Here is a 12778-nt window from a genome sequence, read left to right as displayed (position 1 = left end):
ATGCCCAACACTCAGGCCCCCATTCTTGACGTACCGGATAACGGGGGGGAGTTCGCCGTTGATAACGGCCAGCACCCAGCCCCAATCCTCGAAGTACGCGATCTCGAGGTGGAGTTCGCCGTCGACGACGGCAAGATCAAGGTGCTCGACGGGGTCAGCTTCAAGGTGGCACCGGGTCAGACGCTGGGGATCGTCGGCGAGTCTGGCTGTGGCAAAAGTGTCACTTCGCTCGCCATCATGGGGCTCTTGCCCAAGCCCCATGGTCAGGTGGTAGCAGGCTCCATCCGCTTTCAGGGGGAGGAGCTGCTGTCGCTTGCGCCAGATCAGATGTACAAGGTGCGCGGCAACCGCATCTCTATGATCTTTCAGGAGCCGATGACGGCCCTCAACCCGGTGCAGACGGTCGGTGAGCAGCTGATGGAGGTGTTTCGCCTTCATCGCCCCGACTACGACAAGGCCCAGCGCAAAGCCGCGGCCATCGCCATGCTGCAGAAGGTGGGGATCCCGGAACCGGCCCAGCGCTTTGCGGTCTATCCCCACAACCTCTCCGGCGGTATGCGCCAGCGAGTGATGATCGCCATGGCGCTCTCCTGCGAGCCGGACCTGCTTATCTGTGACGAGCCGACCACGGCGCTGGATGTCACCATTCAGGCCCAGATCCTCGAACTGATGAAAGAGCTGCAGGCCCAGACCGGGATGGCCATCATCTTTATCACCCACGATCTGGGGGTAGTGGCGGAGCTGTGCGACGAAGTGGTGGTGATGTACGCCGGGCGGGCGGTAGAGCAGGCCGACGTGTTCGAGCTGTTTGACCATCCCCGTCACCCCTATACCCACGGCTTGATGAGCTCAATCCCGCGCCTTGAGGATGAGCCCAAGAGCCTGCTCAAGACCATCAAGGGACAGGTACCGGCCCTGCACGAGATGCCCGCAGGCTGCCGCTTCTCCAACCGCTGCCCCCATGCGACCGATCTCTGCATCAGCGCCATTCCGGCGGTGGAGCAGTTAAATCTGCGCCACCATGTCGCCTGTCACTACTGGAAGGAGTTGAACGTATGAGCACTCTGTTATCGGTCAGGGATCTGAAACAGCACTTCCGGCTGGGAGGCGGGTTCCTGCGCAAGCAATATACGGTTCACGCGGTGGATGGCATCAGCTTCGACCTGAAACAGGGGGAGACGCTGGGGCTGGTGGGTGAATCGGGCTGCGGCAAGTCCACCCTCGGGCGCAGCCTGCTCAAGCTGTTCGAGCCGACCGCGGGCACCATCACCTTCGAGGGGCGCGACATCACCGCCCTCAGCCCGAAGGAGATGCGCTCCCTGCGTCAGGAGATGCAGATGGTGTTTCAGGACCCTGCAGAATCCCTCAACAGCCGCCACACCGTGGGCCAAATTTTGGAGGAGCCCTTTATCATCCACGGTAAAGGCAACACTGAGCAGCGCCGCGGCTGGGTGCAGGATCTGCTGGCAAAAGTGGGCCTGCCGGGCAGCGCGGTGGATCGCTACCCCCACGAGTTTTCCGGCGGTCAGCGCCAGCGGATCGGCATCGCCCGCGCCATCGCCCTCAAGCCCAAGCTGCTGGTGTGCGACGAGGCGGTCTCGGCCCTCGATGTCTCGGTGCAGTCGCAGATTGTCAACCTGCTGCTCAGCCTGCAGCGGGAGATGAACCTCTCCATCATTTTCATCGCCCACGATCTGTCGGTGGTCAAACATATCTCGGATCGGATTGCAGTGATGTATCTGGGACGGATCGTCGAACTGGCGGATGCCCAGTCGCTCTATCTGGCGCCGCGCCACCCTTACACCCAGGCGCTGATCTCCGCCATTCCGGTACCGGACCCGCGCAGGCGCAGCCAGCGCATTCTGCTGACCGGCGATGTGCCCTCCCCCATCTCGCCGCCAAGCGGCTGCCACTTCCACCAGCGCTGCCCACATGCGACCGAGCTGTGCAAAAGCAAGGCGCCCAAGCTTGAGGCGTGTGATGAGGCCCATCATCAGGTGGCCTGTCACACCCCGCTCGCTGTTGGTAGTCACGCCATCAGTGACAACGCCATGAGCGGCGACAGCAGGCTGGAGCAGGCAAGCTAGGCGCAGCGAACAAACCCCAGGGTAGAAACAGACGAGGCGGCCATCAGGCCGCCTCGTGCTATCGGGTCACTCTTGCAATATCGAGCCACTGCCGCAGCTTGTCAGGCAATCTGGTAACGGCCGGGCTTGTGGTTGAGTGTCAACACCAGATTACAGATAACCGCCGCCACGATGGAGAGCGCCAGGATCCAGGGCTGCACCACGAAAAACGAGGCGACAACAATGGCGCAATCGAGCCCCATCTGCAGCTTACCCGCCCGGATGCCAAAGCGATCCTGAATAAAGAGCGCCAGAATGTTGAAGCCCCCCAGACTCGACTTGTGACGGAACATAATGAGCAGACCCATGCCAATCAGAGTACCGCCGATCAGCGCCGCATAGAGGGGCTCTATCTTGCCGATCTGCAACACCCCGTTGAGGTGATCGGTCATGTAGGAGACCGCCGCCACCGAGACAAAGGTGTTGAAGGTAAAACGTGGCCCCATCCGCAGCCATGCCAGCGCATAGAAGGGCAGGTTGATGCCGAAAAACAGCAGGCCGAAGCTGATGCCAGTCACCTTTTGCAGCAGCAGTGCCAGCCCGGCGGTGCCGCCGGTAAGCAGGCCAACCTGATGAAACAGAAAGATGCCGAGGGAAACAAAGCCGGCCGCCGTCAGCAGGGCCAGCACATCCTCATAAATAGGATGGGCAGTGCGAATCGAGGTGTTGTCCATAACCTGTATCCAAGCGAAGTAAAGAGAGAGTGTCTGTCGCCTGCCGTTGCGGGCGGGCTGCGAGCCCTGTCCACAGGGCTTCGTTATGGGGTCCAGTCTATTTTTTGTGAAAAGGATCACAACAGTCAGGCTGAACGCCCCATTCTGGTGCCTGTCATCTGGCATTGACACCCGCTGCACCAAGATGCAGCATGCCGCGGTTTAAGCGCGCCATCACTCCATTCACAGCACGAGGCACTTTTCATGAAGGTCACCATTTTTGGCACAGGCTATGTCGGGCTGGTACAGGCCGCCGTTCTGGCCGAGGTGGGCCATCAGGTCTGCTGCGTGGATGTGGATGATGAACGGATCGCCGCCCTCAGGCTGGGGCAGATCCCCTTCTACGAGCCAGGGCTGGCCCCGTTGGTCGAGAGCCATCTGGCCAGCGGCCGCTTGAGCTTCACGGTCGATCCCGCCATTGGCGTGGCACACGCCGAGCTACTGCTGATCGCCGTGGGCACCCCGGCTGACGAGGATGGCTCGGCCGACCTGCAACATGTGCTGGCGGTGGCCGACACCATAGGCCGACTGATGAGCCGCCCCAAGCTGGTGGTGATCAAGAGCACAGTACCGGTCGGCACGGCACAGCAAGTAAGGGAACACATTGAGCAGCAGTTGGCTATGCGTGGACGGACCCTCACCTGTGAGGTGGCGGCCAATCCCGAGTTTCTCAAGGAGGGAGCGGCGGTCAACGACTGCATGCGGCCGGACCGCATCATCATCGGCTGTGACAGCGAGCGGGCGCTTGAGCAGTTGCGTGCCCTCTACGCCCCCTTCAACCGCAATCACGACCGGATCGTGGTGATGGATCTGCGCAGCGCCGAGCTCACCAAATACGCCGCCAACGCCATGCTGGCCACCAAGATCTCCTTTATGAACGAGATGGCGGCCCTCGCCGAGCAACTGGGGGCCGATATCGAGGCGGTGCGTCAGGGGATGGGAGCCGATCCCCGCATCGGTTACCACTTTATCTACCCGGGCTGCGGCTACGGCGGCTCCTGCTTCCCCAAGGATATCAGGTCGTTGCGCCATACCGCGGCGAGTGTCGGCTGCGACGCCCCGCTTTTAGCGGCGGTCGAGTGGGTCAACCAGCGCCAGCAACAGAAGATGGCGCAAACCCTGCTGACCCGCTTCGGACCGGATCTGCGCGGCCGCACCTTCGCCCTGTGGGGGCTGGCGTTCAAACCCGGCACCGACGACATGCGCGATGCGTCGAGCCGCCCGCTGCTGGCCGCCATCTGGGCTGCCGGTGGCCGGGTGCAGGCCTTTGATCCCAAGGCGATGGAGCGCGCCCGCCAGATCTACGGCCAGCGGCCGGATCTGCTGCTCTGCCCGACTCAGGAAGCGGCACTGGAAGGGGCCGATGCTCTGCTGATCTGTACCGAGTGGCAGGCGTTTCGCGCCCCCGATTTCCAGCAGCTGAAAGCGCTGCTCAACCAGCCTGTCATCATCGATGGCCGCAACCTCTATGAGCCGCGCCAGCTCAGCGAACTCGGGTTTGACTATCACGCCATCGGGCGACCACATCTTCCCGCCAAAAAGCAGCCTGCCAACACCAGCTGCAACCCGGAGACTCAACCATGATCTATCTGGTCACCGGCGTCGCCGGTTTTATCGGTTTTCATGTAGCCAGCCAGCTGTGCGCCGCTGGTCATCGGGTGGTGGGGATCGACAACCTCAACGACTACTACGAGATGAGTCTGAAAGAGGCGCGGCTGGCCCAACTGGCCAGTTTCCCCCATTTTCGCTTCGAGCGGCTGGATCTGGCAGATCGCGAGGCGATGGGGGACCTGTTTGCCCGTCATGGTTTCGAGCGGGTGATCCATCTGGGGGCGCAGGCGGGGGTGCGTTACTCCATCGACAATCCGTTCGCCTACGCCGACAGCAACCTCACCGGCATGCTGACGGTGCTGGAGGGGTGTCGTCACCACGGGATTCAGCACCTCATCTACGCTTCCTCCAGCTCGGTCTATGGCATGGGGGATCAGATGCCTTACTCCACCGCGCAGCAGGTGGATCATCCGGTCTCCCTCTACGCTGCGACCAAAAAGAGCGGCGAGCTGATGGCCCACGCCTATTCGGCGCTCTATGGCCTGCCCACCACAGGGTTGCGCTTCTTTACCGTCTACGGCCCCTGGGGTCGCCCCGACATGGCCATCATCAAGTTCACCCGCGCCATTCTGGCGGGCGAGCCTATCGACGTCTATAACTACGGCGATCTCAGCCGCGACTTCACCTTTATCGACGACATCGTCGCGGGGATCCTCGCCGTGGCCGACCAGCCGCCCCGCCCCAATCCCGATTGGCACGCCAGCGAGCAGAGCGCGGCCGAGAGCGCCGCCCCCTACCGCATCCTCAATATCGGCAACGGCCAGCCGGTGCGGCTGCTCGATTTTATCGAGGCGCTGGAAGAGGCCATCGGCAAACCCGCTATCAAGCGGATGCTGCCAATGCAGGCAGGCGACATGCACGCCACCTGGTCCGACAGCGAACCGCTACACACCCTCACCGGTCTGCGCCCCGCTACGCCCCTCAAGCAAGGTGTTGCCGAGTTTGTCCGCTGGTATCTCGACTACTACCAGCCCGACCGCTGACGAGCGCGGGTAGCCCCTCGGTCATTGATGAGTTAATCAGATACCACTGATGCCCCGCGGGTTTTAGGATGGCTGAACGCACTGTCTGCGCACCATAGCGAGGATTTGAGATGCAACAACAGGAACAGGGTCTGATCGATGGACTGTTCGACCGCCTCAAGCAAGCGCAAGCCAGGGATAGCAAGCGAGACCCACAAGCGGATCAGCTGATCCGCCAGCATCTGGCAGAGCAGCCCGATGCCCCCTACTACATGGCCCAGGCGCTGCTGATCCAGCAGGCAGCCCTTACTCGCCTCAACGAGCGGGTCAAGGAGCTGGAAGCCAGCCAGAGCGCCCCAAGTGGCGGCAGTTATCTCTCCGGCTTGTTTGGTAGCGAAAGCAGCCCTCCTCCGCGCTTTACGCCGCCACCGGCATCCGCTCCTGCCCAGCCAGCATCCCGTACCAGCTCCTTTTTGGGCGGCACCCTGCAAACCGCCGCCGGTGTGGCCGGTGGCGTGATGCTGGCCGACATGATCGGCGGACTGTTTCACAGCAACCGGCCCGAGGAGATCATCGACATCATAGAGCCAGCGCCCATCGTCAATCCGGTCGATGCGGAACCGGTACGCTGGGACGGCTGGGATTCACCTCCCGATGTTGGCAGCAGTTTTCTCGACGACGATAGCCAGAGTGGCGGCTGGACCGACAGTGACGATAACAACGGCGGTTTCTTCTAACCGTCAAACCATTACTGGCCCCGCATCTGGCGGGGCCCAACTCGATACGAAACCCATGACTATGGAAAGTGTGATGACACCACGGACCGGCAGCGGCATGACGCGATATAATCACTTCGCTTCGTGCCACCCGGGAGACACTCCCGACCCCAGGCGCTCTGTCCGTGGCCACGCAACACCCCCATGACGACAAGGAGCCACCTCATGATCCGAACCCTTCTCCTGATTGGCGCCGCCATCGCGGCCTATGCCCTGACCCAGAACCACACCCTGCTTCCCCTGCTCAGCCTGCTGGCCCTGCTTTCGCTCTGGGTTGTCAGCGAAATTGGCAGCTTCTATCGCGCGCTTCCTCCCGCCGACCTAGATGAGCATGAGTATCACCACGACTTCTAACCCGATGAAAAATGGTATGAAACTCTCGCAATGCCGTTAGTTCCATACCATTTTGCTCTCTGAAATCCCCCCGCTATAACAACAGGATCCACTGCTTTCATGGCGATGGCAGCCATGTTCCTCTATATCTTCTCTACTCAAGCAGGAGATAAACGATGGGGAAGATCAGCGAAAACGGACTGTTTTTGCTGCTTTTTTTGTCGTCGCTACTGGCGGGCATACCGCAGACGGCACAGGGCAGGGATTTCAGACAAGCCCCCAGGGCAATGACGGCACTCAGGCAGGGGCAGGCAGCCCAGCACAGCGGCAATCTGCAAAAGGCGATTGCCCTCTACTGTGTAGCCGCCAGCACCGGCAATCCCGAAGGTTACTTCCGGATCGGGCGTCTGCTCGCCACCGGCCCCGCCTCGGTGCGCAGCGCGAAAATGGCCAACAGCTATCTCGCCATGGCGATGCGCCTTGGCAACCAGCAGGCCAGCCGCTACTACAACCCGCGGGTCGGCAATGCCCCCATGGGCGATCAGTGCGGTGTCGGCATGCGCGGCGGACAAGGGAGTTATTTCGCCCTGCCCAGCACACCGTTCAATGTCGAGGCATATCTGGCGCGCCAGTCACCGGGCAAACAGAAGCTGGCCACCATGCTGCGCCACGCAGCAAAGCGCCATCAGGTCGATGTGCGGCTGGTGCTGGCCATCGCCATTGCCGAATCCAACCTCGAAAGCCGCGCCGTCTCCGCCAAGAATGCGCAGGGGGTGATGCAGCTGATCCCCGAAACCCAGCAGCGTTTTGGTGTCACTCAACCCTTTGATCCGGCACAGAACATCAAGGGTGGCGTCAGTTATCTCAAGTGGCTGGATCGCCGCTTCGATGGCGACTGGGTACTGATCTCGGCAGCCTACAACGCAGGTGAAAAGGCGGTTGAGCGCTATGGCGGGATCCCCCCCTATGACGAAACACAGGAGTATGTGAAACGGGTGCTCTACTTCGCTGGCCACAAACAGCCCTGAGCGGAAAATCAGGAGCTCGCCCGTTCGGAAGGCGGCACACGCCTCTTTCTGCGGCCACGGCGGCGGCCACGCCCCCAATAATCGAAGCCATAGTGGCGATAGTAGCCAACCAGATTGCTGACCAGAAACAGCCCCTCCATCAGCGCGGCGACCGGTGAGCCCACCAGCAGGTTGTTACCCAGCCAGCAGAGGGTACCGAGCAGCATCCAGCGCCGCAAAAGGCGATCATCCGGGCAAAACGCGGCCCGGGTTTGCAGCAAGCTCGCCAGCAGCCCGATCCATGAGAGCAAGCCCTGATAGGTCGCCAGCGCCGCCGCACAGGCCAACCCCATGAAAAACCACATCAAGATGCGCCTAACCAGCCAGATACTCACCAGAAAGCGCACGCTGGCCAGCAGTAACAGGCAGGCGGCCGACCACTGCCCGAGCAGGGCAAAGTGACCGGCATTGAGGGCACAGGAGAGGGCCAGACAGGCCAGGATCCTGCGGCGATCCCGCAACTGAAACGACAACAGATCGAGCAACAAGGCCAGGCTCACCACCAGCTGCGACCACAGAAACAGCGACATCATCCACCCCTCGTCCGTCATTTGGATGGCGCAGCATGAGGGGATGGTCGGAGAGCGGCATTAACCCGTGTTAATGCGCCTGCGGATCCGTGACAGAGTGACCGGGCTGATACCGATATAGTTGGCGAGCTGCACCTGAGTGAGCCGCATCGGCCAGTGGGGGAAGGTGTGGCAGAGCTCCCGATAACGCTCTTCGGGGGAGTGGAGCAGCAAAAACGCCTCCTTTCGCTCCTTGTAACCGAGCTGCTGGCGCAACAGGGCCATGCAGACCGACTGCCAGGCGGGCTCATCCAGCAGGGCGAGCGGCACCCGCACCACCTGCAGCTCCGTCAGCGCCTCCAGCTGGTAGCGGGCAGGCGCCCCCGTGAGCCAGCTGTCATAGAGCAGGCAGAGCTCCCCCTCGAAGTAGAACTCCTTGCTGCGCTCCTGTCCGTCCCGGGTGTAGTGGCAGGCGCGAGCGATGCCCGCTTCGATATAGAAGGCAGCTTCCTGCTCTGCCCCTTGCGCCAACAGTGCCTGACCGGCGCGCAGCGTCTGCCGTGGCAAGCGCAGGCTGATGGCTTCGCTCAGCGCGGCGTCCAATCCCATTGTGCAGAGAAAGGCGGCCAGTGAAGGGGCTTGAGGAGATGGGTTCATGACGGCTCCGGAACAAAACGGCAGCCCACATCATGCCCAAATTGCACGGCTGATGCAGCAAGGCGTGACCGCTGCGGCAAAGGGGGGACATAGCCGGGTACCACCTTTGCCCCCCCTCGTCCGTTGGTTTACAATCGACGGGTTTTTTGGAACCCGGTTGACCTGTGTCGACCTGGCCCCACCACGACATCAGTCTGTTAATGCCAAGACATTAACCTGCTGAAAAGGAAGAGAATTAGCCAATGGCTCAATTTATTTACACCATGAACCGGGTCGGCAAGGTAGTGCCGCCCAAGCGTCATATTCTCAAGAACATCTCCTTGAGCTTCTTCCCGGGCGCCAAGATTGGCGTGCTAGGTCTCAACGGTGCCGGTAAATCGACCCTGCTGCGCATCATGGCGGGCATCGATACCGAGATCGAAGGGGAAGCCCGTCCGCAGCCCGGCATCAAGATCGGCTACCTGCCACAGGAGCCGAAGCTGGAGCCGGAGCAGACCGTACGCGAAGCGGTCGAAGAGGCCGTTGGCGAGGTGAAGCGCGCCATGGCCCGCCTGGACGAGGTCTATGCGGCCTACGCCGACCCGGATGCCGATTTTGACAAGCTGGCCCGCGAACAGGGCGAGCTGGAGGCCATTATCCAGGCCCAGGGCGGTCACAACATGGAAAACCAGCTGGAGCGTGCGGCCGATGCCCTGCGCTTGCCGGCCTGGGATGCCAAGATCAAGCACCTCTCCGGTGGTGAGCGCCGCCGTGTGGCACTGTGCCGTCTGCTGCTGGAAAAGCCTGACATGCTGCTGCTGGACGAACCGACCAACCACCTGGATGCGGAATCCGTGGCCTGGCTGGAGCGCTTCCTGCACGACTACGAAGGCACTGTAGTGGCCATCACCCACGACCGTTACTTCCTCGACAACGTGGCGGGCTGGATCCTGGAGCTGGACCGCGGCGAAGGTATCCCGTGGGAAGGCAACTACTCCTCCTGGCTGGAACAGAAGGACGCCCGTCTGGCGCAGGAAGCAAGTTCCGAAGCGGCCCGTCGCAAGTCCATCGAGAAAGAGCTGGAGTGGGTTCGTCAAAACCCGAAAGGGCGTCAGGCCAAGTCCAAGGCCCGTATGGCTCGCTTCGAAGAGCTCAACACCAACGACTACCAGAAGCGCAACGAGACCAACGAGCTGTTCATTCCGCCCGGACCGCGCCTCGGTGACAAGGTGGTGGAAGTGGCCAACCTGCGCAAATCCTATGGTGATCGGGTGCTGATCGACGATCTGTCGTTTGCCATTCCAAAGGGTGCCATCGTCGGCATCATCGGTCCGAACGGTGCCGGTAAGTCGACCCTGTTCCGCATGATGTCGGGTCAGGAGCAGCCGGATTCCGGCTCCATCACCCTGGGTGACACCGTGGTACTGGCCTCTGTCGATCAGTTCCGCGACAGCATGGATGACAAGAAGACGGTATTCGAAGAGGTCGCTGACGGTCAGGATATCCTGCGCATCGGCAACTACGAGTTCCCGAGCCGCGCCTACATCGGCCGCTTCAACTTCAAGGGTTCCGATCAGCAGAAGCGGGTTGGCGAGCTCTCCGGTGGTGAGCGCGGTCGTCTGCATCTGGCCAAGCTGCTGCAGACCGGCGGCAACGTGCTGCTGCTGGATGAACCGACCAACGATCTGGATATCGAAACCCTGCGCGCCCTCGAGAACGCCCTGCTGGAGTTCCCGGGTTGTGCCATGGTCATCTCCCACGACCGCTGGTTCCTCGACCGTATCGCCACTCACATCCTCGACTATCAGGATGAGGGCAAGATCGAGTTCTTCGAAGGTAACTTTACCGAATACGAAGAGTGGAAGAAGAAGACCTACGGCGCCGAGGCGATCCAGCCCCATCGCGCCAAGTACAAGCGCATCGCCAAATAAGGCTGACTGCGTGTTGAGGGGAGCTTCGGCTCCCCTTTCTCTTGCCTTTTGACTTACAATCCTAGACGGATGCCTTTGCATGGATGTAGCACGATGACGACCCCCATAGAGAAAAAACTCACCATCCAGATCCGGGTTGAACCGGGTTGCCTCGGGCCGGATGGCAAGGAGCACATAGAGACCTTCTGTGCTGCTGCCGCCAAGATTTTTGCCGCCGTGGAGCCCGAGCTGGTGAGCTGGGTGCTGATCCCCCGCTACGACAAGCAACTGCCGGAGCAGGAGTTCTTTATCGAGGGGCGCAAGCTGACCGAAGAGCAGGCCAGCCTCTTTCTGCGCCGCTTCGGCCGCGAGCTGGGTGAGGTACAAGACCGGCTCGACTCGGTACTGGCCCAGCTGGTCGAGCGCTACTTCAAAACCCTGTAAGCCCCCAATTTTCGATAAAAGGTTCTCTGCTGAGAACCTTTTTTCACGCTCAAAAAGCAAACGTTTGAATTTTTACTCTATTCATTGATCTGCTTCGCAGATCCGGGGTTTGTAAACGGCGCCGCCTGTGTAAAAATGTGCGCGCTGTCACGGTATCAGGACGAGTCTGGTTACTTCTCCACCAGAAACAGGGCAATTTACCCCGCATGGATGGGATAGCCCGTTCCCCTGCTGCTTATTTCACGTCACCTATTGGAATCCAACATGAATCAACAACACCAAGCTGCCAATCAGGCCGCCGGGCAAGGATTGCTTGAGCGCCTGTTTGCCCTGCAAGGCCATGGCACTACCGCCCGCACCGAAGTGATCGCCGGTATCACCACCTTCCTGACCATGGTCTACATCGTGTTCGTCAACCCGCAGATCCTCTCTGCGGCGGGCATGGACACCCAGGCCGTGTTCGTCACTACCTGCCTCATCGCCGGTATCGGCAGCATCCTGATGGGCCTGTTGGCCAACCTGCCCATCGCGCTGGCCCCCGCCATGGGCCTCAACGCCTTCTTCGCCTTCGTGGTGGTGGCAGGTATGGGCTACTCCTGGCAAGTGGGCATGGGCACCATCTTCTGGGGCGCCATGGGTCTGTTGATCCTCACCCTGCTGCGGGTGCGTTACTGGCTGATCGGCAACATTCCGCTCACCCTGCGGGTTGGCATCACCGCCGGTATCGGTCTGCTGATCGCCCTGCTCGGCCTGCACAACGCCGGGATCGTCGTGGCCAGCCCCGCGACTATGGTGACCGTGGGCAACCTCACCTCCCTGCCCTGCCTGCTGGGTCTGCTCGGTTTCTTCCTGATCTGCATCTTCTCCGCTCGCGGCGTCCACTCCGCCGTGCTGATCGCCATCGTGGTCACCACGGGTCTGGGCTGGCTGTTTGGCGATGTCACCTTCAAGGGCTTTGTCTCCATGCCCCCCAGCATCGAACCGGTGTTCGGCCAGCTGGATCTGATGGGATCGCTCGATATCAGCCTCGCCGGGATCATCTTCTCCTTTATGCTGGTCAACCTGTTCGACTCTTCCGGCACCCTGATCGGTGTCACCAACCGCGCCAAGCTGGCCGATGACAAGGGCCACTTCCCACGCATGAAACAGGCGCTGATGGTGGATAGCGTAAGCTCCGTCGGCGGCGCTTTCATGGGCACCTCCTCGGTTACCGCCTTTATCGAGAGCAGCTCCGGCGTCGCCGTCGGCGGCCGTACCGGTCTGACCGCCATCGTGGTCGGCCTGCTGTTCCTGCTGGCGATCTTCTTCTCTCCGGTCGCCGCCATGGTGCCGGCCTATGCCGCCGCTGGCGCCCTTATCTATGTGGGCGTGCTGATGTGCTCCGAGCTGACCCGGGTGAAGTGGGAAGATCTGACCGAAGCGGTACCGGCCTTTATGACTGCGGTGATGATGCCGTTCAGCTTCTCCATCACCGAGGGGATCGCCGTGGGCTTTATCTCCTACTGCGTGATGAAGGCGGGTACCGGCCGCTGGCGCGAGATCAACCCCTGCGTGCTGGTGGTGGCCCTGCTGTTCGTGCTCAAGTTTGTCTGGGTCGACAGTCACTAAGCGGCACTCTGTCCCAATAAAAATGCCAGTCAGCTGACTGGCATTTTTTTATCCAAAGTATTTTCGGCCTGTGCGCTGGCCAT

The 12778-nt window shown here is 61.2% G+C and carries 13 protein-coding genes; 10 read left to right on the top strand and 3 right to left on the bottom strand.

All coding sequences use genetic code 11. The features are described from left to right. Nucleotides 1–1059, top strand: a complete 1059-nt coding sequence (locus tag AB5Y90_RS13470) for an ABC transporter ATP-binding protein (protein WP_368166974.1) — start codon at nt 1–3, stop codon at nt 1057–1059. Continuing rightward, nucleotides 1056–2087 carry an ABC transporter ATP-binding protein gene (locus AB5Y90_RS13465; RefSeq protein WP_307895412.1) on the top strand — a complete coding sequence of 344 codons (1032 nt, stop codon included), beginning with the start codon at nt 1056–1058 and terminating at the stop codon, nt 2085–2087. The genes AB5Y90_RS13470 and AB5Y90_RS13465 overlap by 4 nt, the downstream gene beginning before the upstream one ends. Before the next feature lie 101 nt (nt 2088–2188). Here the strand turns inward: AB5Y90_RS13465 and AB5Y90_RS13460 are convergent, their stop codons facing one another. Continuing rightward, complete coding sequence (locus AB5Y90_RS13460) at nt 2189–2800, bottom strand: YitT family protein (RefSeq protein WP_005349421.1); 612 nt, start codon at nt 2798–2800, stop codon at nt 2189–2191. 243 nt (nt 2801–3043) lie between these two features. Here AB5Y90_RS13460 and AB5Y90_RS13455 point away from each other — a divergent pair, with 243 nt between their 5' ends. From AB5Y90_RS13455 to AB5Y90_RS13435, 5 genes are all read left to right on the top strand, one after another. Next, nucleotides 3044–4423, top strand: coding sequence for a UDP-glucose/GDP-mannose dehydrogenase family protein (locus AB5Y90_RS13455; RefSeq protein ID WP_368166972.1), 1380 nt, complete (start codon nt 3044–3046; stop codon nt 4421–4423). Beyond that, nucleotides 4420–5433: an NAD-dependent epimerase gene (locus tag AB5Y90_RS13450; RefSeq protein WP_368166971.1), complete on the top strand. Its 1014-nt coding sequence runs from the start codon at nt 4420–4422 to the stop codon at nt 5431–5433. Before AB5Y90_RS13455 ends, AB5Y90_RS13450 begins: the two co-directional genes overlap by 4 nt. Before the next feature lie 110 nt (nt 5434–5543). Continuing rightward, the gene (locus tag AB5Y90_RS13445) at nt 5544–6149 is read left to right on the top strand and encodes a DUF2076 domain-containing protein (RefSeq protein ID WP_307895415.1); all 606 of its coding nucleotides are present in this window, start codon (nt 5544–5546) and stop codon (nt 6147–6149) included. A gap of 204 nt (nt 6150–6353) precedes the next feature. Next, a complete protein-coding gene (locus AB5Y90_RS13440; protein ID WP_201992297.1) occupies nt 6354–6542 on the top strand; it encodes a hypothetical protein in 189 nt (62 codons plus the stop codon). Between the two features lie 155 nt (nt 6543–6697). Beyond that, complete coding sequence (locus AB5Y90_RS13435) at nt 6698–7549, top strand: lytic transglycosylase domain-containing protein (protein WP_201992298.1); 852 nt, start codon at nt 6698–6700, stop codon at nt 7547–7549. Nucleotides 7550–7557: 8 nt separating this feature from the next. Here AB5Y90_RS13435 and AB5Y90_RS13430 read toward each other — a convergent pair whose 3' ends face one another. Both AB5Y90_RS13430 and AB5Y90_RS13425 read right to left on the bottom strand, forming a co-directional pair. Next, on the bottom strand, nt 7558–8121 hold the full coding sequence (locus AB5Y90_RS13430; RefSeq protein ID WP_307895417.1) for a YgjV family protein: 564 nt from the start codon (nt 8119–8121) through the stop codon (nt 7558–7560). Nucleotides 8122–8178: 57 nt separating this feature from the next. After that, complete coding sequence (locus AB5Y90_RS13425; RefSeq protein WP_368166968.1) at nt 8179–8754, bottom strand: Crp/Fnr family transcriptional regulator; 576 nt, start codon at nt 8752–8754, stop codon at nt 8179–8181. A 242-nt stretch (nt 8755–8996) separates the two neighbouring features. Between AB5Y90_RS13425 and ettA the strand changes: the two genes are divergently transcribed. From ettA to AB5Y90_RS13410, 3 genes are all read left to right on the top strand, one after another. Further along, a complete protein-coding gene (gene ettA / locus AB5Y90_RS13420; protein ID WP_160881513.1) occupies nt 8997–10664 on the top strand; it encodes an energy-dependent translational throttle protein EttA in 1668 nt (555 codons plus the stop codon). A 93-nt stretch (nt 10665–10757) separates the two neighbouring features. Continuing rightward, nucleotides 10758–11087, top strand: coding sequence for a hypothetical protein (locus tag AB5Y90_RS13415; RefSeq protein WP_005343410.1), 330 nt, complete (start codon nt 10758–10760; stop codon nt 11085–11087). Between the two features lie 264 nt (nt 11088–11351). After that, on the top strand, nt 11352–12695 hold the full coding sequence (locus AB5Y90_RS13410; RefSeq protein ID WP_005343409.1) for an NCS2 family permease: 1344 nt from the start codon (nt 11352–11354) through the stop codon (nt 12693–12695). Nucleotides 12696–12778: the final 83 nt, after the last annotated feature.

It is taken from the genome of Aeromonas sp. R4-1, from assembly GCF_040908325.1.
GTDB lineage: Bacteria > Pseudomonadota > Gammaproteobacteria > Enterobacterales > Aeromonadaceae > Aeromonas > Aeromonas veronii.
The sequence above is the reverse complement of the archived record's forward strand: the minus strand, read 5'-3'. Positions and strand labels throughout refer to the sequence as shown.

Coding starts and splice junctions, on each gene's coding strand:
- AB5Y90_RS13430 (WP_307895417.1), bottom strand. CDS start 8,121: ATGATGTCGCTGTTTCTGTGGTCGCAGCTGGTGGTGAGCCTGGCCTTG.
- AB5Y90_RS13445 (WP_307895415.1), top strand. CDS start 5,544: ATGCAACAACAGGAACAGGGTCTGATCGATGGACTGTTCGACCGCCTC.
- AB5Y90_RS13435 (WP_201992298.1), top strand. CDS start 6,698: ATGGGGAAGATCAGCGAAAACGGACTGTTTTTGCTGCTTTTTTTGTCG.
- ettA (WP_160881513.1), top strand. CDS start 8,997: ATGGCTCAATTTATTTACACCATGAACCGGGTCGGCAAGGTAGTGCCG.
- AB5Y90_RS13440 (WP_201992297.1), top strand. CDS start 6,354: ATGATCCGAACCCTTCTCCTGATTGGCGCCGCCATCGCGGCCTATGCC.
- AB5Y90_RS13410 (WP_005343409.1), top strand. CDS start 11,352: ATGAATCAACAACACCAAGCTGCCAATCAGGCCGCCGGGCAAGGATTG.
- AB5Y90_RS13470 (WP_368166974.1), top strand. CDS start 1: ATGCCCAACACTCAGGCCCCCATTCTTGACGTACCGGATAACGGGGGG.
- AB5Y90_RS13455 (WP_368166972.1), top strand. CDS start 3,044: ATGAAGGTCACCATTTTTGGCACAGGCTATGTCGGGCTGGTACAGGCC.
- AB5Y90_RS13415 (WP_005343410.1), top strand. CDS start 10,758: ATGACGACCCCCATAGAGAAAAAACTCACCATCCAGATCCGGGTTGAA.
- AB5Y90_RS13465 (WP_307895412.1), top strand. CDS start 1,056: ATGAGCACTCTGTTATCGGTCAGGGATCTGAAACAGCACTTCCGGCTG.
- AB5Y90_RS13425 (WP_368166968.1), bottom strand. CDS start 8,754: ATGAACCCATCTCCTCAAGCCCCTTCACTGGCCGCCTTTCTCTGCACA.
- AB5Y90_RS13460 (WP_005349421.1), bottom strand. CDS start 2,800: ATGGACAACACCTCGATTCGCACTGCCCATCCTATTTATGAGGATGTG.
- AB5Y90_RS13450 (WP_368166971.1), top strand. CDS start 4,420: ATGATCTATCTGGTCACCGGCGTCGCCGGTTTTATCGGTTTTCATGTA.